This is a genomic window from Proteus sp. fly-1013, from assembly GCF_040140245.1.
GTDB classification, from domain to species: domain Bacteria; phylum Pseudomonadota; class Gammaproteobacteria; order Enterobacterales; family Enterobacteriaceae; genus Proteus; species Proteus mirabilis_B.
In genome coordinates, this window is the sequence record NZ_JBEEWD010000012.1 from 22,299 (window position 1) to 43,915 (window position 21,617).

At 41.0% G+C, this 21,617-nt stretch carries 18 protein-coding genes; 11 read left to right on the forward strand and 7 right to left on the reverse strand.

What is annotated here, in order from left to right:
* The first annotated feature begins 5 nt into the window (after positions 1-5).
* Positions 6-1,433: a deoxyribodipyrimidine photo-lyase gene (phrB, locus tag ABN236_RS18070; RefSeq protein WP_349474597.1), complete on the forward strand. Its 1,428-nt coding sequence runs from the start codon at positions 6-8 to the stop codon at positions 1,431-1,433.
* Between the two features lie 89 nt (positions 1,434-1,522).
* On the opposite strand, the gene ppc is transcribed toward phrB, so the two are convergent.
* The 3 genes from ppc to metB form a co-directional block, all read right to left on the reverse strand.
* Complete coding sequence (ppc, locus tag ABN236_RS18075; protein WP_349474598.1) at positions 1,523-4,159, reverse strand: phosphoenolpyruvate carboxylase; 2,637 nt, start codon at positions 4,157-4,159, stop codon at positions 1,523-1,525.
* Positions 4,160-5,078: 919 nt separating this feature from the next.
* Positions 5,079-7,517, reverse strand: a complete 2,439-nt coding sequence (locus ABN236_RS18080; RefSeq protein WP_270756764.1) for a bifunctional aspartate kinase/homoserine dehydrogenase II — start codon at positions 7,515-7,517, stop codon at positions 5,079-5,081.
* Positions 7,518-7,526: 9 nt separating this feature from the next.
* Positions 7,527-8,687: a cystathionine gamma-synthase gene (gene metB, locus ABN236_RS18085; protein ID WP_088494080.1), complete on the reverse strand. Its 1,161-nt coding sequence runs from the start codon at positions 8,685-8,687 to the stop codon at positions 7,527-7,529.
* Between the two features lie 282 nt (positions 8,688-8,969).
* Here metB and metJ point away from each other — a divergent pair, with 282 nt between their 5' ends.
* Positions 8,970-9,287, forward strand: coding sequence for a met regulon transcriptional regulator MetJ (gene metJ / locus ABN236_RS18090; RefSeq protein ID WP_006534139.1), 318 nt, complete (start codon positions 8,970-8,972; stop codon positions 9,285-9,287).
* 206 nt (positions 9,288-9,493) lie between these two features.
* Here metJ and ABN236_RS18095 read toward each other — a convergent pair whose 3' ends face one another.
* The 3 genes from ABN236_RS18095 to rpmE all read right to left on the reverse strand — a co-directional run bounded on the left by ABN236_RS18095 (position 9,494) and on the right by rpmE (position 10,339).
* On the reverse strand, positions 9,494-9,751 hold the full coding sequence (locus ABN236_RS18095) for a hypothetical protein (protein ID WP_349474599.1): 258 nt from the start codon (positions 9,749-9,751) through the stop codon (positions 9,494-9,496).
* A complete protein-coding gene (locus ABN236_RS19370) occupies positions 9,705-9,914 on the reverse strand; it encodes an ArsR family transcriptional regulator (RefSeq protein WP_502929630.1) in 210 nt (69 codons plus the stop codon). The genes ABN236_RS18095 and ABN236_RS19370 overlap by 47 nt, the downstream gene beginning before the upstream one ends.
* Before the next feature lie 212 nt (positions 9,915-10,126).
* Positions 10,127-10,339, reverse strand: coding sequence for a 50S ribosomal protein L31 (gene rpmE, locus ABN236_RS18100; protein ID WP_006534140.1), 213 nt, complete (start codon positions 10,337-10,339; stop codon positions 10,127-10,129).
* 203 nt (positions 10,340-10,542) lie between these two features.
* On the opposite strand from rpmE, the gene priA reads away from it, so the two are divergent.
* The 7 genes from priA to rraA all read left to right on the forward strand — a co-directional run bounded on the left by priA (position 10,543) and on the right by rraA (position 18,569).
* Positions 10,543-12,744, forward strand: coding sequence for a primosomal protein N' (gene priA / locus ABN236_RS18105; protein WP_349474600.1), 2,202 nt, complete (start codon positions 10,543-10,545; stop codon positions 12,742-12,744).
* Positions 12,745-13,049: 305 nt separating this feature from the next.
* A complete protein-coding gene (gene cytR, locus ABN236_RS18110; protein ID WP_194951584.1) occupies positions 13,050-14,081 on the forward strand; it encodes a DNA-binding transcriptional regulator CytR in 1,032 nt (343 codons plus the stop codon).
* A gap of 70 nt (positions 14,082-14,151) precedes the next feature.
* Positions 14,152-14,949, forward strand: coding sequence for a cell division protein FtsN (gene ftsN / locus ABN236_RS18115; protein WP_194951583.1), 798 nt, complete (start codon positions 14,152-14,154; stop codon positions 14,947-14,949).
* 114 nt (positions 14,950-15,063) lie between these two features.
* Positions 15,064-15,594: an ATP-dependent protease subunit HslV gene (hslV, locus tag ABN236_RS18120; protein WP_006534149.1), complete on the forward strand. Its 531-nt coding sequence runs from the start codon at positions 15,064-15,066 to the stop codon at positions 15,592-15,594.
* 12 nt (positions 15,595-15,606) lie between these two features.
* The gene (hslU, locus tag ABN236_RS18125; protein WP_075672990.1) at positions 15,607-16,941 is read left to right on the forward strand and encodes an ATP-dependent protease ATPase subunit HslU; all 1,335 of its coding nucleotides are present in this window, start codon (positions 15,607-15,609) and stop codon (positions 16,939-16,941) included.
* A 97-nt stretch (positions 16,942-17,038) separates the two neighbouring features.
* Positions 17,039-17,956, forward strand: coding sequence for a 1,4-dihydroxy-2-naphthoate polyprenyltransferase (locus tag ABN236_RS18130; protein ID WP_318621020.1), 918 nt, complete (start codon positions 17,039-17,041; stop codon positions 17,954-17,956).
* A gap of 109 nt (positions 17,957-18,065) precedes the next feature.
* Positions 18,066-18,569, forward strand: a complete 504-nt coding sequence (gene rraA / locus ABN236_RS18135) for a ribonuclease E activity regulator RraA (RefSeq protein ID WP_088494084.1) — start codon at positions 18,066-18,068, stop codon at positions 18,567-18,569.
* A gap of 95 nt (positions 18,570-18,664) precedes the next feature.
* Here the strand turns inward: rraA and zapB are convergent, their stop codons facing one another.
* Positions 18,665-18,907 (reverse strand): cell division protein ZapB, encoded by a 243-nt coding sequence (zapB, locus tag ABN236_RS18140; protein ID WP_036933299.1) that lies wholly within the window; start codon positions 18,905-18,907, stop codon positions 18,665-18,667.
* A 294-nt stretch (positions 18,908-19,201) separates the two neighbouring features.
* Here zapB and ABN236_RS18145 point away from each other — a divergent pair, with 294 nt between their 5' ends.
* The gene (locus ABN236_RS18145; RefSeq protein WP_088494085.1) at positions 19,202-20,017 is read left to right on the forward strand and encodes an MIP/aquaporin family protein; all 816 of its coding nucleotides are present in this window, start codon (positions 19,202-19,204) and stop codon (positions 20,015-20,017) included.
* Between the two features lie 42 nt (positions 20,018-20,059).
* Entirely contained in the window at positions 20,060-21,592 is a 1,533-nt protein-coding gene (gene glpK / locus ABN236_RS18150) for a glycerol kinase GlpK (protein WP_088494086.1), read from the forward strand.
* Positions 21,593-21,617: the final 25 nt, after the last annotated feature.

Consider the following 21,617-nt stretch of genomic DNA (forward strand, 5'->3'; position numbering starts at 1 on the left):
GTTACATGCACCCGTCTCCTGTTCATTTAGTTTGGTTTCGTAATGATTTAAGAGTGACGGATAACAAGGCACTCTTTAACGCTTGCCAAGATAAACAAGCACAGGTGCATGCTCTTTTCACCGTAACGCCTGAACAATGGAAAGCCCACAATATGGCTTTGTCATGTCAGGCGTTTATTCATGATGCTTTACTTGATCTTTCAATATCGCTGGCAAAACTTAATATTCCACTGACAGTAGTGATTAGCGATACTTATTCAAATGCAGCCGATAAAGTGGCTGAATATTGCCAACAATATCAAGTTACCGCGCTTTTTTTTAATCACCAATACGCCTTTAATGAACAACACCGTGATAAAAAAGTCACTGAGTTACTAGAAAATAAAACAACTGTTTATGCTTATCATGACAATGTGTTTATTCCACCGGGTAATGTAGTCACACAACAAGGGGAGATGTATAAGGTTTTTACTCCCTTTAGAAATGCATTTTTACGACTCTTTTTTTCACAAGATAACGCTTCGTTACCTATCCCAGAAATAAGAACACATCAAAAAACAGTCTCTCCTTTAAAAGCGCCGCTATTTTCACTTGAAGACACAAACACATCTTCTTTTATCGCTACGGAAGAAGAAGCACTTAAACGTTTAAAACAGTTCTGCTATGAAAGTGTCCCACATTATGCAAAATGGCGAGATATTCCGGCAGTTGATGGCACAAGCCGATTATCGCCCTACCTTTCTATCGGTCTGTTATCTATCCGCCAATGTTTTAATCGCCTTTACCAAACTGAACCTGATTTCTTAGAAAACAGTGCATCAGGCGCATTTGTTTGGTTTAACGAGCTTATTTGGCGAGAATTTTACCAACACTTAATTGTGGCAAATCCCAATTTATGCAAACACATTGCTTTTCAGCTTTGGACAGAAAAAATCAATTGGCGTAACGAACAAGATGAATTTAACGCTTGGACTCAAGGCTTAACGGGCTTTCCAATTATTGATGCTGCAATGCGACAGCTTAACCAGACAGGTTGGATGCATAACCGCCTACGTATGCTCACGGCGAGCTTTCTTATCAAAGACTTGCTAATTGATTGGCGTTGGGGTGAGCGCTATTTTATGTCGCAACTCATTGATGGTGATTTCGCATCAAATAATGGGGGTTGGCAGTGGGCCGCATCAACAGGAACAGATGCCGTACCTTATTTTCGAATTTTTAATCCAACTACCCAAGGGCGTAAGTTCGATCCTGATGGTGAGTTTATCCGCCATTGGCTTCCTGAACTCGCCGATGTGCCTAATCGATATATTCATACCCCTCACGAATGGTCAGCAAAAACCAATAACTCTCTCGATTATCCATTACCCATTGTTGATCACGCAAAAGCACGAATAAGAGCCATTGAATCTTATGAAGAAGCAAAAAAATAAAGCCGATAACCGAGATAAAAATAAGAGATAAAACATAAAAAAACAGCGCTATTATTAAGCGCTGTTTTTATTTCTAAATATTGGTGACTCTAGCCTGTATTACGCATACCTGCGGCAATACCTGCAATAGTAACCATAAGTGCCTGTTCAATACGAGGGTCCGATTCGCTATGAGTACGAGAACGCTGTAACAACTCAGCCTGAAGTACGTTTAATGGATCGGTATACACATTACGTAGTGCAATAGATTCAGCAACCCACGGCAAATCCGCCATTAAGTGTTCATCTTTTGAAATCGCCAAGACACTCTTAATATCATCAGAAAGTTGCTGACGTAATTTAGATCCTAATGGCCATAAACGCTCTTCAACTAAACGTTGATCGTAATATTCTGCTAACCATAAGTCCGCTTTAGCATACACCATTTCTAACATCGCAATACGTGTATTAAAGAACGGCCAGTTCTCACACATATCATCTAATACCGCTTGTTTTCCGCTATCAATTTCATGTTGTAATGCCGCGCCAGCCCCCAACCAAGCAGGTAGCATTAAGCGGTTTTGAGTCCATGCGAAGATCCACGGAATAGCGCGTAAGGTTTCAACACCACCAGTAGGGCGACGTTTTGCAGGACGTGAGCCTAATGGTAGTTTACCCAACTCGCCTTCTGGCGTTGCCGCTCTAAAGTAAGGAACAAAGTCTTCTTGCCCTCGTACATAGTCACGATACATTGCACAAGAAACGTCAGACAAGGAATCCATTACCTCAATCCAAGGCGCTTTTGGCTCTGGTGGTGGTAATAAATTCGCTTCTAAGATTGCACCTGCATAGTGAGCAAGGCTACTGATAGTGACTTGTGGTAATCCGAACTTAAAGCGGATCATTTCGCCTTGTTCTGTCACACGCAGACCACCTTTTAAACTTCCTGGTGGTTGAGAAAGTAATGCTGCATGTGCAGGCGCACCACCACGACCAATCGTACCGCCACGTCCGTGGAATAGTGTTAATGTCACACCTGATTTTTCACAGAGCTTAATTAATGCATCTTGAGCACGATATTGTGCCCATGATGCTGCCATCACACCCGCATCTTTTGCTGAGTCTGAATAGCCAATCATCACCATTTGTTTGTCATCAATTAAATCGCGATACCAAGGAATATCAAACAAACGCGTCATTACGCTTTCAGCATTATTTAAATCATCAAGCGTTTCAAATAAAGGGGCAACAGGTAATCGAATATTCGCGCCAGCTTCTTTCAGTAATAGTTTTACAGCTAATACATCAGAAGGCACTTTTGCCATTGAAATCACATAAGAGGCGATAGAATCTTTAGGTGATTCAGCAATCACACGGCAAGTCTCAAATACTTCTTGAGTCGCTGCACTTGGTTGCCAATTAGTTGGGATCAGTGGACGCTTAGAATTTAATTCTTCAAGTAAGAACGTTTGTTTCTGATCTTCAGACCAATTTGCATAATCACCAAGCTCTAAATACTGTGTCAATTCAGAGAGTGCTTCAGTGTGATTGGTACTTTCTTGGCGAATATCGAGCTTAACTAGTTGTAAGCCAAAGCAACGGATACGACGTAATGTATCTAACAGTTGCCCATTAGCGATAATACGCATACCGCACTGAGTCAGTGATTGATAACAAGCATATAGCGGCTCCCAAAGTTGGGCATTATCAATTAACAACCCTTCTGGAGGTAGAGATTGCTGTCCTTTAATGCGTTGTTCTAAATAATCACGAGTGACTTGTAAGCGAGTACGTAATTGTTTAGCAATTTCACGATATGGCTCTGCAACTTCAGCACCACCCGCTAATTCGCGCAGCTCAGGTGTACTTTCTGTCATTGAAAGTTCTGAAACAAGGACTTGAATATCATTTAAAAATAAATCAGCGGCTTTCCAACGGCTTAATAGTAAAGCATGGCGTGTGATCTCAGCCGTCACATTTGGGTTACCATCGCGATCTCCGCCCATCCATGAAGTAAAACGAATAGGAGAAGCTTCTACTGGTAAGTTGTAATCAATGGATTCTTTAAGCTGCTCATTAAATTCACGTAAAAAAGCAGGAACACCTTCCCATAAGCTATTTTCAACAACCGCAAATCCCCATTTCGCTTCATCAATAGGTGTTGGGCGAATTTTTCTAATTTCATCCGTGTGCCATGATTGAGCAACTAACTGACGCAGACGGCGCATAATATTAGTACGCTCATAATCAGCTAGATCGTCATGGTCGAGTTGAGATAAACAGGTATTTACCTCTACCAACTTATGAATAAGTGTACGACGTGCGATTTCGGTTGGGTGCGCCGTTAATACCAGCTCAATAGAGATTTGCTCTACCGCTTCTTTTAATTGCTCGTCGGTAAAATTCTTATCTTTTAGTCTGGTGATCAGTTTTGCCAATGCCACAGGATTACTCGCCGCTTCACCGTGAGGTGAAATGCTATGGTATTGTTCTGCCACGTTCGTCAGGTTTAAAAATTGATTGAATGCTCTAGCAACAGGTAATAATTCATCATTAGAGAGATTCTGTAACGTCAGCAACAGTTTTTGTCGCTGAACTTCATTACCCGCTCGTGATGATTTAGATAATTTTCGAATAGATTCAACTTTATCTAAAATTTCTTCACCGAGTGCTTCTTTTATCGTATCTCCAAGTAGCTTGCCAAGCATACTGACATTGCTACGCATAGCAGAATATTGTTGATTCATAAGACTCCTGACCTTGTCTTTGTGGCGGTAACAACATGCTTCTTCCTATTAAAAAAGTCATGTCCTCCCAGTTGTGTAATTAACTTTCATTTCTGATGTGACTTTATTTTGATTTTTGTGATAAGCCACACTGCTTTTTTTACTTAGCCTACTATTCATATCAGAAAATAATCGTTTTGGGGGATTTTTCTGAAATTTAATTACGGCTTTAGTCTTATAAGAATGACTAATATTCATGCTGTTCTAGCTCAATTTTACCTAGAATAAGGACTTTTTTTCGTTTCTTATCTACTACGAAGAGTTTTTTACTAGAAAGGGCGAGATACGTGAAAATTTATCTGGCGAGAAATTTAGATGATTTTTTTTAATATTGATAAATTGTCTGGTCGATTTTTTGGTTTTTAGCTAATTTTGCTGGTGGGTTATGACTCGTATTCCTATTTCATCGCTTATTTTTATTCTTTTTTACATTTTTACTAGGCTACGATTTCCAATTAAGTTTTTTATAAGACAAAAACGAATAAAGCGCTGAATATCAGCGCTTTAAGTTAAGAATAACGAATTGTCTTTCAGTAAATTAAGTTGTCTGTTGTAAATAATGTGGTTAATCGAATTGTACTCTTAATAACGTTCAAACACGTTGTAACCGTACTTCAACTTCCACTCAAGACGCTTAAATTTCACATCATGAGCTACCGACAAAAGTTCTCTTTAGCTTGATGGTTCACCTCCGTCATTTCATTTCTTAGTGGGACAATCTGTCTTACTACCTTTGACATCAATCGCTCCTTTGTGACTAGAGATGCTTCAAGTATAGCCAAAGAATTTAAAAAAATTGAGTGATATGACACAAAAATGACAAAAGGTTATCAGCATAAAATAACTCGCTGATAACCTTTATAAAAAAGAAATAATTAAATTACAGTAACTGGGAAAGGCGGTTTAAATCTGACTGAATTGCGCCTGCGGTCACATCTCTGCCAGCTCCTGGCCCTCTGATCACAAGGGGGTTATCACGATACCAACGGCTTTCAATCGCAAATAAATTATCACCCGGTAATAGCGAGGCAAGAGGATGATCTTTTCTCACAGCTTCAACGCCGACTTTTGCTTTACCATTAGCATCAAAACGGGCGATATAACGTAATACCATATCCATTTCATTTGCGGCAGCTAATCGCTGTGCCATTTGTTCATTGATCAATGCACTGTTATCAAAAAACTCTTCTAGCGAACCCGTTTCAGCTTGTGCAGGTACTAAAGATTCAACTCGGACTTGCTCTGGCTCGATGTCATAACCTGCTTCACGAGCAAGAATAACTAGTTTACGCATCACATCTTGCCCTGATAAATCAATTCGGGGATCAGGCTCTGTTAACCCTTGTTGCCAAGCTTGTTCCACCAGCTCACTGAAAGGCACTGTGCCATCAAATTGCAAGAATAACCAAGAGAGTGTGCCAGAGAAAATACCGCTAATTGATAAAATAGTGTCACCACTTTCACGCAGATCACGCACCGTATGATTAATTGGCAATCCCGCACCGACTGTTGCGTTATATAACCAATGGCGACCTGTTTTAGAAAAGGCATCTCGTGTGGCACGATAACGTACACTTGAAGCCGAGCCAGCAATTTTATTTGCACTAATAACATGAAAACCATAGCTAGCAAAATCTTCATAAGAGGCAGCAAGAGACTCATTAGCCGTAATATCAACAACCACTAAATCATCATAAGGATGAGCTCTCATCCAAAGATAAAGCGACTCTTCATTATGCTCTGTTGCTTCTTCATCAAAGAAAGCCAATGCACGGCTTGGATTGATACCTTGATAATCAAGTAAACTACGACGGCTATCGACAACACCCGCAAGAATAAATTCAAAATCACTACGTGCTGATAAAGGCTCTTGCTCACGAGCAAACAATTCTAACCAACGTGAACCAATATTCCCTTTACCAAACAGCACTAAGCCAATCTGTTTTTCAGCTCTAAATAGCGTTTGATGTAAACCTTGCAGTAGATGCTCAGTATAATTACGCAATACTGCAACTAAGCTGATGTTATCTTCAGCATGCCAAATAAATTCAACAGGTTGGTCTTTAAGTTGTTGATAGAAACGATGACAATGAAGTGGATTTTTACAGACACCTGCACCGACTAAAGCCACTAGTGAGAAGCCTTCTCGTAGATGTAATTTTCCCGGTAAAACCGCATCTTGTAATACATCTAATGCACTATTAGCGACTTCACTGGTATAGCAAAGCTGTAAAAGTTGGCTGTCTTTATCAACACCAGTCGCTAAAGGACGGATTTGCGCACGTTTAAGTAATTCATCAACCTCCTTCGCCACTTGTTCAAAGTTTTGATGAGAGGGAAGTTGGAGTTCAATCAAACAAACATCATCATGGCTAGTAACGATTTTAGCGCCTGTTCCTGATGCCAAAACACGTTCTATACGCGTTGAACCCTGTTCTGGTTGATAGCTACAACGAAGTTGCAAATCAATATTACTGCCTGAAACGGGTTGAAGTGTGCGTGTATGTAAAACGGGGGCAGCTAATCGAGCCAATTCGCTCGCTTCATCTAAACGCAATAACGGCAATAAACAAGCATCTTTAACTTTACGAGGATCCGCACTATAAACACCTGCAACATCACTCCAAATTGTTACTTTACCGACATCCGCTAAGGCACCCACTTGTGTGGCAGAGTAGTCGCTACCGTTACGACCTAATAAAACCGTTTCGCCTTGTTGGTTGCGACTAATAAAACCAGTTACAACAAAACGACTTTCAGGGTGTTTAGCTAATAGTGATTGTAATAATGGACGAGATAAAGTTTCGTTTACTTGGGGCTGAGCCGCTCTCTCAGCACATAAAAACTCACGCGCATCTAACCACACGCTAGGTAAACCCTGCTCTGTGAGCAATTTCGCCATTAATCTTGCAGACCAAATTTCACCATGACCGACAACTTCTGCATAAGTCGCGTCTGTAATTGGTTTATCCAACAAATAGCTTAAGCGTTCAAGATCAGCAATAAAAGCTTGAGAAAGTAATTCTGCATTCTCTTTTGAAAGTAGCCCTTCAATTAAAGATAATTGGTAACGACGCAAAGTTTGCTGAACTTGATGGGCAGAAATACGATCACTTTGACTAAGTTTCAACCAGCTAATCAACTGATTCGTCGTCGAGCCCGCCGCAGAAACCACCATTAGGTCATTAGGTTGGCTATAGTTCGTCATGATATTCACGACACGTTGATAACATTTTATGTCCGCAAGACTGCTACCACCGAATTTATGTAACTGGCGGCAAATCGGCTCCGCCTGTTGTTTAATCGCCACTACGCTCATGATCCATGGTTACCTTTTAGTTGCTGCATCAAACGCACTTTGCAAATCGTTGATTAAATCCTGACTATCTTCAATTCCGACTGAGATACGAAGTAATGAGGGGCTGATCCCTGCTATTTTTTTCGCTTCTTCTGACATACCTGCATGTGTCATGGTGGCAGGGTGACAAATTAAGGTCTCTACCCCACCTAAAGATTCTGCCAGTGTAAAGAGTGTTAATTGAGATAAAAAGAGTTTAATCACATCCAATCCTCCTTTTAACTCAAAACTTAACATTGCACCGAAACCTTGTTGCTGTTTTTTCGCTATTTGATGACCAACATGATTTTCCAGTGCAGGGTAATACATTTTTTCGACTAAAGGCTGTGTTTGTAAAAACGCCACTAATGCCTGTGCATTTTCTTGTTGAAGTCGAATTCGAGGCACTAATGTTCTTATACCTCTTAATAATAAATAGCTATCAAATGCGCCAGAAGTGACGCCAATATTATTCGCCCACCAGCTTAGCTCCTCAAGCTGTTTCTGACACTGACAGATAACAACCCCTGCAACAATATCTGAGTGTCCATTGAGATATTTTGTGCATGAGTGCACAACAATATCTGCTCCTAATGCTAATGGCTTTTGCAAAACAGGGCTCATAAAGGTGTTGTCAGCAACCACTAAAGCACCGTGTTGATGAGCAAGTTCACTGATTTTTCGAATATCCGTTATTCTTAAAAGAGGATTACTTGGGGTTTCGATAAAAACAATTTTAGGTTGATGTGCTAGAGCCTGTTTCAGTGCGATATCATCATTTTGATCAACAAAAATCACACGGTAGGCACCACGCTCTTGTTGGCTGTTAAAAAGGCGATAGCTTCCTCCATAACAATCATGAGGCGCAACAATCACATCGCCAGGCTTTAGAAAAACGGTACAAATTAAGTGAATTGCTGACATCCCACTGCTAGTGACAACTGCACCTACACCACCTTCTAGCTCCGCTAATGCCTTTTGCACCATATCGCGTGTTGGATTACCTCGGCGAGAATAATCATGGTCACGAGGTTGATTAAATTCTAAAAAATTATAGGTACTAGAAAGATAGATAGGCGGTACGACACAACCAAATTGAGTGTCTTCATTTAGCCCATTATGGATAGCAATTGTTGCTGTTTTCTTCGTCATACAGGCACCTTGTCACAGCGATAAGTGGAGAAGTCTACAACAGCATATCCAATTAGACACCAAGACGTCAACACATCTAGACATCTAAACTCCTTTACGGATAGATTAAGTAATGGAATAATACCTAAATTGAGAATATCGCCAGTGACTGTTACTTTTTCTCTCACCCTCAGCCAGAAGAGTCGATGGTTTTAGAAAAGTCATGATAAACTGGTATTGCCCATCAGAATGTGGGTTGACCCTATTCTGACTTCAACTAAATGATATTAATTAAGGTAATCCATGGCTGAATGGAACGGTGAATATATCAGCCCTTACGCTGAGCATGGCAAAAAGAGTGAGCAAGTTAAAAAAATTACAGTTTCAATTCCATTGAAAGTGTTGAAAATTTTGACTGATGAACGCACTCGCCGTCAGGTTAATAACCTAAAACATGCAACCAATAGTGAATTATTGTGTGAAGCATTTTTGCACGCATTTACCGGACAGCCTCTCCCAAATGATGAAGACTTACGTAAAGAACGTAACGATGAAATCCCTGAAGAGGCAAAAGAAATAATGCGCCAGCGCGGGGTTGATCCCGATACTTGGGAGTATTAATCAGCGTCAATTTTTTGACTTATTGCTTGATTAACACGAACAAAAAAGCCCAAAGCAAAAACTTTGGGCTTCAGATTATGACAACCCCCTTGGTTTTACTCAAAGGGGGTTATTTAGATATACATCGAAGATTTTTCCCATCAGTTATCTGCGTCAAACACAGCAATGCATTATCTTAACTTAATTTTTTTTAAGTCTATTTGTCATTATCCTAGGCGAGATATACGCGAACTTGCTTCATCAAGATGACTACGTAATGCTTTAAGGCATGGCGAAAAATTGTCGGAAAAACAATTACAGCTATTAGCTAAAGTATAAAACTGCTCGGCTAACTCTAAACATTCCTGCCAGATTTCACCGCTGATCCCATCAAGTAATGTTACTGGGCGAAGCGTATTAACTATTTCACCACCAGACTTAGGCGCAAATCCCATTGGTAAAATATCGTAGGCAGGTGAAAGCATATTGAATAGAAGATCCAGAACCAATTCGAACAATATCATCACTCAGAGTATTTAATGCCCGTGACAATGTTGGCTGACTAATATTCATAATATCAGTAAGTTGCCTTGATGAGCGAGGTCCATTACGTAGTATTTTTCGTATCATTTCAGCACGTATTGTCATGACATTAATTACTTTATGAATAGATAGATGAATAGATGTGTGAATAGATAATTTATCAGTTGTAATCTGGCTTGTCACTACCAAAACCGTTATCTAAAAAGAGAAGGCTTTACCCATAAAAAAAGCCCAAAGCAAAAACTTTGGGCTTTTTTTCAATTCCGAACTGTCTGCAAGATGCCAGACTAGGCTGACATCTTGTGACAACAAATATCTTATTTGCTGCCTGGAATTTTGAAGCGTTTGTTGAACAGATCAACACGACCACCAGTTGCAACATCACGTTGTTTACCAGTATAGAATGGGTGGCATTTGTCACAAACGTCCAGATTCAGGTTATGACCTGCAGTGGAGTTGATTTTCATAACGTTACCGCAAGAACAAGATGCAGTAATTTCTTCGTATTTAGGATGGATATCTTTTTGCATGGAAAACCTCTACTAAGGCCGTGTCGCCATTCAGCCCACAGCCGAACACCACACGTCGTGTTGATTGAAATTAAGTGTTTGGTAATTTATCTACCAAAGGGGGCGGATCATACAGAATATCCACTAAACGCGCAATGAAATCTGCACACTTTTTGTGATATTCTTAAGGTCATCTTTTCGCTAAAACTCTCGGAAACCCTGATATGACTATAGTTCAGGTAATTTTGCCTGTACCACTGTTCTCCTCTTTTGATTATCTGTTACCAGAAGGGATCGATGCGCCGGTTGTAGGTAGTCGGGTGATCGTGCCTTTTGGGAATAAACGCCGCTCCCTTGGTATTGTCAAAGGACTCAGTACACACAGTGAGTTTCCTATCGAAAAGCTAAAGCCTATTGATGAAGTCCTTGATAGTGAAACACTCTTTCCGGGTGTTTTATGGGATATGCTAAATTGGGCATCGGCTTATTATCACTATCCTTTAGGGGAAGTGCTTTTTCATGCCATGCCGATTTTATTACGACAAGGAAAACCCGCAGAATTCACACCATTATGGCAATGGTATGCCACAGAAGAAGGGGTTAATCTCGACCTCAACAGCTTAAAAGGTGCAAAAAAACAGCAACAAGCACTAGCAGCTCTACGCCGTACACCTTTGTATCGCCATCAACTTGATGAGTTTGAGATCACCACAGCAACACTCAATAACTTAAAAAAGAAAGAGTTTGTGGATCTCCGCCCTATCCAACCCGCTCCAATACACTGGCAGAGCAGTCTTGCTGTTCAAGGTGAATGCTTTAAATTAAATACAGAGCAAGCTGTTGCAGTAGGTGCAATCACAGCACAGGCAGATCAATTCTCACCTTGGTTATTATTGGGTATTACAGGTTCAGGCAAAACTGAAGTTTATTTGAGTGTATTAGAAAAAATTCTCGCACAAGGTAAACAAGCTCTGGTACTGGTGCCTGAAATTGGCTTAACACCTCAAACAATTCGTCGTTTTAAAGCTCGCTTTAATGCCCCAGTGGACGTGCTTCATTCAGGATTAAATGATACTGAACGCTTAGCCGTTTGGTTACGAGCAAAACGAGGGGATAATGCCATTATTATCGGTACGCGTTCGGCACTTCTAACTCCTTTTCAGCATCTTGGTATTATCATTATCGATGAAGAGCATGATGGCTCTTATAAACAACAAGATGGTTGGCGCTATCATGCCCGTGATCTCGCCGTTTTCCGTGCAAAACAAGAAAATATTCCTATCGTGATGGGAACTGCAACTCCATCAATTGAAACCAGTTTTAATGTTGAGCAAAAGAAATATCAACAACTCACACTGACTCAACGTGCAGGTAATGCAAAACCTGCAACAGAGCATTTAATAGATTTAAAAGGGCAACCGCTGACAACAGGATTATCTCCTATTCTTATTAAAGCGATAAAAGAGCACCTTAATGCGGGTAACCAAGTGATGCTCTTTTTAAATCGCCGTGGATTTTCGCCTGCATTGTTATGTCATGAATGTGGTTGGATAGCAGAATGTCCTCGCTGTGATCACTATTACACAATACATCAAAAACATGGCATGTTACGTTGCCATCAATGTGATAGTCAGCGACGAATTCCAGAGCAATGTCCACAATGTGGCTCAACTAATTTAATGCCAGTAGGATTAGGAACAGAACAACTTGAACAAGGGATTGGGGAATTATTTCCTGATACGCCAGTGACGCGAATTGATAAAGATACAACAAGTCGCAAAGGCGCTTTAGAGCAACAACTGGAAGATATTTATCAAGGCGGCTCACGTATCCTTATCGGTACACAGATGTTAGCCAAAGGGCATCACTTTCCTGATGTCACCTTAGTGGCTTTACTTGATGTAGATGGCGCGCTGTTCTCTAGTGATTTTCGTGCAGCCGAACGCTTTGCTCAGCTTTATATTCAAGTATCAGGTCGTGCTGGCCGTGCAGGTAAACAAGGTGCGGTATATTTACAAACTCACCAACCCGATCACCCTCTTTTGCTAACACTATTAGAAAAGGGCTATGACGCTTTCACTAAAGAAGCTTTAGTGGAGAGACAAGCAACTTTTCTCCCCCCTTATTCTAGCCATATCATGATCCGCTCTGAAGATCACAATAATCAACGTGCGCCTCAGTTCTTGCGACAACTCAAACAGTTTTTTGAACAACACCCAATGCGAGACGCTAATTTATGGGTAATGGGGCCAGTTCCTGCCATTCAAGCTAAACGGGGTGGAAATTATCGCTGGCAATTATTGCTTCAACATCCTTCCCGGGGTTATTTACAAAAATTAATGTCTATCACTTATCCTCAGATTGTCGCCTTGCCTGAGAGTAAAAAAGTGAAATGGAATATTGATGTTGACCCAACTGATTGTTAAGAGTCTTTTCAACTTAAGTCGAATGCATTTTAGCCCGATTTATGATGAGGATATAATTTCGAGTGAGCACTAGTTACCACCCAAGACTATTTATCAATTTTGCGAACTACCTCATAAAAACGATTGGTATCACACTTTTTATGCAAACTAGGTAACAGAATCTATTTAAAAAGCGGGTAGAATAACAATTTAGAATATTTCTTGAATTAAAAACCGTCGATAAAATCCTTTTTTGAATATTGGCGGTTTTTTTGCAATAAAAAAGCAATCGTTTAACTAAACCATCCAAAAGGGAGGTATGGGGTTTGCAACAGAATAATAAAGATAATACGCAAGCAACAATGAAAGATGTTGCCCTTGCAGCCGGCGTGTCCACAGCAACTGTGTCACGTACTTTAATGAATCCGGAAAAAGTATCCTCACAAACCCGTCAGAAAGTTGAACAGGCTGTTCTTGATGTGGGCTATTACCCACATAACCTGTCAAAGAACCTTAAGCGTAACGAGTCAAAAACGATCCTTGTGATCGTACCTAACATCAGTGATCCATTTTTTACTGATGTTGTGTGCGGCATCGAAGAAACTGCAGCACAACATGGTTATCTCGTGTTAATTGGTGATTGTAAACACCAGCAAAAACATGAAAATGCCTTTATTAATCTTATTATTACCAAACAAATTGACGGTATGTTACTTCTTGGCTCACACATTCCTTTTGATGTTTCCAAAGAAGAGCAGAAAAATTTGCCACCGATGATCATGGCAAATGAATTTGCACCTGAACTCGAATTACCTACTGTCCATATTGATAATCTCACTGCATCTTTTAGAGCAACACACTATTTACAGCAAATGGGTCATAAGCGTATTGCTTGTATTACAGGCCCTGAAGATATGCCTTTATGTCGTTATCGCTTACAAGGCTATATTCAAGCCATGCGTAGAACAGGTGTACCGTTGCGCGAAGATTATATTATTCGGGGTGATTTTACCCATGAAAGCGGTGCAGAAAGTCTGAAAAAGCTGATTTCTTTACCTGAGCCACCGACAGCAGTCTTCTGTCATAGTGATATTATGGCAATTGGCGTTATGTGGCAGGCGAAAAAGTTAGGATTAGAGCTCCCTAGAGATCTCTCTGTGATTGGTTTTGATAATCTTGATATCACACGTTATAGCGAGCCTGCACTAACAACAATGGAACAACCTCGTTATCAAATTGGTCGTGAATCTATGTTGTTATTACTTGACCAATTACAAGGTAGACCTGTTGCACCCGGCTCTCGCTTATTAGATTGTGAGCTAATTATAAGAGATAGTGTCTGTCGGCTTAAAAGCTAGGCAAAACACACTATGTTAAGTAACATATCGTTTGTGATACCTATTCCTTTAATTATCAGCGAATCGAACTGTGGCACAACGAGACTATGTGGGACGAGGGCAGACATCTGCTCGTCGTAAAAAGACAACGAAAAGTAAAAGCAAAAAGGCTGCTAAAGGGCTGCCTTTAACGACGCTTATCGCGGCAATCGCTATTGTGGCGCTGTTTGTCGGCGGCCTCTATTTTATTACACATAATAAAAAAGAAGCCGTAGAAACAACGCCAACTGTCACTGGACAACATCCAGCGAATAGCCTACCGCCAAAACCTCAAGAGCGTTGGCAATATATTAAAGAATTGGAAAATCGTCAGGTAGGTACGCCTTTACAGCCTGAATATCCTTCATCGGGTAGCCAGATTAATCCGAAAGCAACACTTTCGCCTGAGCAGTTGCGTTTTTTACAACAAATTGAAGCGGATAAACGCCAACCTGCCGTTCAACTGCCAGAGGTGCCTTACAATGGTGAAGTACCTCGCTCACAAGTGGTTGTAACACCACCTGCAATAACAACGCCTTCTGTTGCACAACAGCCAGTGCAAACTCAACAACCGCAAGCGCCTGCACCTGCGATAGTTACACCACCTAAACCTGCCGTTACTGAAGCAAACTTTTTAGTACAATGTGGCTCATTTAAAAATACCGAACAAGCTGAATCAGTAAGAGCAACTCTGGCTTTTTCTGGTGTTGAAAGCCGAGTAACGAAAGGCAATGATGGTTGGATCCGCGTTTTATCAGGCCCTTACAATAAAGAACAAGCCAACTCTGTGAGTAGACAAGCAGCTGGAGCTGGCGTATCAGGTTGTATTCTTCGCTCTTCTGGGGGTTGAAAAATAAATTTTCTCCCCCACCTATAATTCTAATTCACACAACGGGCAGTGCTTTATCTTAAATAAAAGCACTACCCGTCTCACTTTTTTATTGATTAAACCAGGGGCTGACTCATGACTACAATCGTAAGTGTTCGCCGTAAGGGCCAAGTTGTAATCGGTGGTGATGGACAGGCGACGATGGGTAATACCGTCATGAAAGGCAATGTTCGCAAAGTACGCCGTCTTTATAACGACAAAGTCATTGCGGGATTTGCTGGCGGCACTGCTGATGCTTTTACTCTTTTTGAACTGTTTGAGCGCAAATTAGAACTTCACCAAGGGCATTTAACGAAAGCTGCGGTAGAACTTGCTAAAGATTGGCGCACGGACAGAATGCTACGCAAATTAGAAGCGTTGCTTGCTGTTGCAGATGAAAATACATCTCTTATCATCACGGGTAATGGTGATGTGGTTCAACCAGAAAACGATTTAATTGCTATCGGCTCTGGTGGCCCTTATGCACAAGCAGCGGCTAGAGCTATGCTAGAAAATACTGAACTCTCTGCACGAGAAATTGCTGAAAAAGCACTTAGCATCGCTGGAGATATCTGTATTTACACTAACCATAATGTCAACTTTGAAGAACTCTCTTCAAAAGAGTAAGGATTAGAGAGCATGTCTGAAATGACTCCTCGCGAGATTGCCAGCGAACTTGATAGATTTATTATTGGTCAAGATAAAGCGAAACGTGCTGTGGCGATTGCCCTACGTAACCGCTGGCGTCGTATGCAGCTTGATGAAGCGCTGCGCCATGAAGTAACACCTAAAAATATTCTGATGATTGGACCTACAGGTGTAGGTAAAACTGAAATTGCACGCCGTTTAGCAAAATTGGCGAATGCACCTTTCATCAAAGTTGAAGCAACTAAATTCACCGAAGTGGGTTATGTGGGTAAAGAAGTTGATTCTATTATCCGTGATTTAACCGACTCTGCGGTTAAAATGGTACGTAGCCAAGCTATCGATAAAAATCGCTTCCGCGCTGAAGAAATGGCTGAAGAGCGTATCCTTGATGTACTGATCCCACCAGCAAAAAATAACTGGGGTGTAGCAGAGCAAGCATCAGAACCTTCTGCCGCACGTCAATCTTTCCGTAAAAAATTACGTGAAGGCCAATTAGACGATAAAGAGATTGAAATTGAGTTATCTGCAACACCAATGGGTGTTGAAATCATGGCTCCTCCAGGAATGGAAGAGATGACGAACCAATTACAATCTATGTTCCAAAATTTAGCGGGGCAAAAACAAAAAGCGCGCAAGATGAAAATCAAAGATGCGTTTAAGCTTATTGTTGAAGAAGAAGCGGCTAAATTAGTTAACCCTGAAGAGCTTAAACAGCAAGCTATTGATGCGGTAGAACAACACGGTATCGTCTTTATTGATGAAGTAGATAAAATCTGTAAACGTGGTGGACAAAGTTCCGGCCCTGACGTTTCTCGTGAAGGTGTACAACGTGACCTCTTACCACTGGTTGAAGGTTGTACAGTTTCAACAAAACACGGTATGGTAAAAACAGACCATATTCTGTTTATTGCATCAGGTGCTTTCCAAGTTTCAAGTCCTTCTGATTTAATTCCTGAATTACAAGGACGTCTGCCAATTCGCGTTGAACTTCAAGCGCTGACAGCAGAAGATTTTGAGCGTATTCTAACTGAACCTAATGCATCGTTAACAAAACAGTATGAAGCATTAATGGCAACCGAAGGTGTGTCTATTAGCTTTACTGAAGACGGTATTCGCAAAATTGCTGAATCAGCATGGCGCGTAAACGAAACCACTGAAAATATCGGTGCTCGTCGTTTACATACTGTTTTAGAGCGTTTGATGGAAGAAATTTCCTATGATGCAAGTGAACGTCAAGGTCAATCAGTATTGATTGATGCAGAATATGTGAAACAGCATCTGGATGAGCTTGTAGCAGATGAAGATCTGAGTCGATTTATTTTATAATCAACTTGTGCGATCCTTATCAGCAATATTTACGTGGGAGGCTTGCCTCCCATTCTTATTTTTATAATAACAACGAACATGAGTATCGAATTTCAGCATGAGCTCTCTAAATTCCACTAGCCGGACTCAAGCCTGGCTTGAAAGTTTACGACCCAAAACACTCCCTTTGGGGTTAATTGCCATTGTAACGGGTTCCGCATTAGCGTATTGGATGGGTCATTTTGAGCTACCTATTGCACTGCTTGCTATATTGACGGCGGGAACGTTACAGATCCTATCAAACCTTGCCAATGACTATGGTGATGCCGTAAAAGGAACGGATACTGAAGAGCGTTTAGGGCCACTTCGTGGAATGCAGAAAGGTATGATAACCGCAGCTCAAATGAAAAAAGCGCTGATCCTAAATGTTATTATTTCCTGTATCTGTGGTATTGCACTGATTATTGTCGCCTGTAAAAAGCCTGAAGACGCTATTGGCTTCTTAGTGATGGGTTTACTCGCTATTGTTGCCGCAATTACTTATACCGTGGGTAAGCGTCCTTATGGTTATATGGGATTAGGTGATATTTCTGTTTTAATTTTCTTTGGCTGGTTAAGTGTCATCGGAACTTATTACTTACAATCCAATACCTTTGATATTGTTACCCTACTTCCTGCCACAGCCTGTGGTTTACTTTCTGTCGCTGTTCTAAATATTAATAACATGCGCGATTTAGAAAGTGATATTCAGGCGGGTAAAAATACATTAGCTGTTCGCTTAGGTCCTGCTGGCTCACGTACTTACCATACTTGTGTTATTTTTCTCTCTATAGCTTGCTTAATTATCTTTACCCTACTTTATATGCATCGCTGGACAGCGTGGTTATTTTTACTCGCTATCCCTATGCTTTTACTGCATATCAAGCGTGTGAATGCCGATCACTCAGGTGAGGCGATGCGTCCCCTACTTGAGCACATGGTAAAAGCAGCACTATTAACTAACGTTCTTTTCTCTTTAGGTTTAGTTTTAGAATAATTTCACTCGATTGTTGATTTGACTCACTGAATTTTCAGTGAGTCTTTTGCCAACCGCCCCTGTTAAGGGATATACTGGACTTTCCTGTGGCAACCTGACGTAATCTCCTATGAAATATGATACTTCTGAACTCTGTGATATCTATCAAGAAGATATCAATGTCGTAGAACCGCTTTTCTCAAACTTTGGTGGTCAAAGTGCCTTTAACGGGCAAATCATCACCGTTAAATGTTTTGAGGATAATGGCCTGCTTTATGACTTACTCGAAGAAAATGGCAAAGGCCGTATTCTTTTGGTCGATGGCGGTGGCTCTGTACGTAAAGCCTTAGTTGATGCTGAACTAGCGCGACTCGCTGTTTCTAATGAATGGGAAGGCATTGTCGTTTACGGTGCGGTACGTCAAGTTGATGCATTATCAGAGCTTGATTTAGGTATTCAAGCGATGGCAGCTATCCCTGCGGGTTGCCCAAGTGAAGGCATTGGTGAAAGTGATATCCGTGTTAACTTCGGAGGCGTTACCTTCTTCTCTGGTGATTATCTTTATGCTGATAACACAGGGATCATCTTATCTGAAGAGCCATTAGGCTTAGATGAAGATTTAATTGAAGAGTAATTGTTACTTTTTATCTGCATTCTTACGATTTCAAATACTCAAAAGCCACCTAACGGTGGCTTTTGTTTTCTTAGGCTTTAAGCAAACAAAGACAATTATTGCACGTCTTCCATTTTGCCTAACAGTGCGCGTAAACGCTCTTGCCAGCTTGATTGCTCTTGTTTCAGCTCTTCGTTTTCACGAACAAGAGCTTCGCGCGATCCTTTCGCTTCTTGAACTTCTTGGTTCAGCGCATCATTTTTTTCTTTTAGCTCTTCGATTTCCATCTGTAATAACGTGATGGTATCAATTGCTTGTTGTACTTTTGATTCTAACTTCTCGAAAACTTCAAATGACATACTGTAATCCCCCATATAATCGATACTTCCGATTGTAAGTAGCCTATCAACAACTGTCTAGCATCTTCCGAGGAATTACATTCTTTTTTCAATTTATCAAAAACACTGGTCAGATCACATTACAAATGTCGATCAAGTCACTAATTAAGAGCGTTTTCACTCATTTTCTTGATGAGACACACAAATTTCAATTTCGCTTATTCTCGTTTACGCTCATTAACGATAAATTCACAGTTATCTTTTCAATTCGAAAAGAATACTAACAATAAATAACCCTCTTTCAGGATAGAATATATGAGCCAGACGAAAACCTCTCTTATGGGTCAATGCATTTCTGAATTTATCGGAACTGCGTTGCTAGTCTTCTTCGGCCTTGGTTGTGTTGCTGCAGTACGTATTGCAGGAGCAGAGCTAGGACTGTGGGAGATAAGTATTATCTGGGGGCTGGGTGTTGCCTTAGCCGTTTATCTTACCGCCGGCACTTCTGGTGCACACCTGAACCCTGCTGTTACCGTTGCGTTTTGGCTATTTGCTTGCTTCGAACGCAGAAAAGTTGTTCCTTATATTATTGCACAAATGTTAGGTGGCTTCTTTGCCGCAGCCATTGTGTACTTTATGTACTACAGTGTTTTTCTCGACTACGAACAAGTTAATGGCATTGTCAGAGGCTCACAAGAAAGTCTCTTCACTGCCGGTGTATTCTCTACTTATCCCGCAGCTCAAATTTCCGTTGCACATGCCTTTGTTGTCGAAGTTATCATTGCCGTTATCCTTGTTGGCTTAATTTTAGCCTTAACTGATGATGGTAACGGTGTACCTAAAGGCCCATTAGCTCCGTTATTAATTGGTATCTTAATTGCCGTAATCGGTGGTGCATTTGGTCCATTAACCGGATTCGCCTTAAACCCAGCTCGTGACTTTGGTCCAAAACTGGTTGCGTACTTTGCTGGCTGGGGTGATATTGCGCTGACTGGTGGACGTGATATCCCTTATTTCTTAGTTCCAATGATTGCTCCATTTATCGGTGGTATCTTAGGTGCATTGGCTTACCGTAAATTAATTGGCCGTCACTTACCTTGCGATACCTGCAAAATCGAAGACGATAAATAAAATTAAGAGCAATATTGTTGATTATCAGAACAGGTTACTAACATGACAACAGAAACAAATACATCGAATACCGAGAAAAAATACATTGTTGCGCTGGATCAGGGCACAACCAGTTCACGCGCCGTAGTCATTGACCACGATGCAAACATCGTCAGTATTTCACAACGTGAATTCACCCAAATTTATCCTAAGCCAGGCTGGGTTGAACACGATCCAATGGAAATTTGGGCAACACAAAGTGCAACCTTAGTTGAAGTATTAGCAAAAGCAGATATTCCATCTGACCACGTTGCAGGTATTGGTATCACAAACCAACGTGAAACGACTATTGTATGGGATAAAGAAACCGGTAAACCTGTTTATAACGCGATTGTATGGCAATGTCGTCGTACTGCGGATTTCTGTACTCGCTTAAAAGATAAAGAAGGTGTTGAAGAATATATTCGTCAAAATACCGGTTTGATGGTTGACCCTTATTTCTCTGGTACAAAATTAAAATGGATCCTCGACAACGTCGAAGGTGCTCGTGAAAAAGCAGAAAAAGGTGAGTTATTATTCGGTACTGTTGATACTTGGTTAGTTTGGAAAATGACACAAGGTCGCGTTCACGTTACTGACTTTACTAATGCCTCACGTACCATGTTATTTAATATCCACTCTTTAGATTGGGATCAAAAAATCCTCGATCTGCTGGATATTCCTCGCAATATGCTACCAAAAGTGGTGCCATCTTCCGAAGTTTATGGTCAAACAAACATTGGTGGTAAAGGTGGTACACGTATTCCTATCGCGGGTATGGCGGGTGACCAACAAGCTGCGCTCTATGGTCAACTTTGTGTACAAAGCGGTATGGCGAAAAATACCTATGGCACAGGTTGCTTCTTACTGATGAATACAGGTAAAGAAGCGGTTCGCTCTAATCATGGTTTGTTAACAACAATCTGTTGCGGTCCTCGTGGTGAAGTGAACTATGCTCTAGAAGGTGCAGTATTCGTTGGTGGAGCTTCTATTCAATGGCTACGTGATGAGCTAAAACTGATTGATGAAGCCACTGACTCTGAATACTTCGCAACGAAAGTTAACGATACTAATGGTGTCTATGTTGTTCCTGCATTTACAGGTTTAGGCGCGCCATATTGGGACCCGTATGCGCGTGGTGCTATTTTTGGTTTAACCCGTGGTGCTAACCGTAATCACATTATTCGTGCAACTTTAGAATCTATCGCTTATCAAACACGTGATGTGCTCGATGCAATGCAAGCCGATTCAGGTGCGCGTTTACAATCACTGCGTGTTGATGGTGGTGCTGTTGCTAACAACTTCTTAATGCAGTTCCAATCCGATATTTTAGGTACTCGTGTAGAACGTCCTGTTGTCCGTGAAAGTACCGCATTAGGTGCTGCATTCCTTGCAGGTCTTGCTATCGGTTTCTGGAATGATTTAGAAGAAGTTAAAAACAAAGCTGCTATTGATAAAGAATTCCGTCCTGGCATCGAAACTACTGAGCGTAACTATCGTTATAACGGCTGGAAAAAAGCTGTTGCTCGCGCTCAAGAGTGGGAAGATCGTGGTTAATTGCTGTAAAACAGTTTGAGAGAGA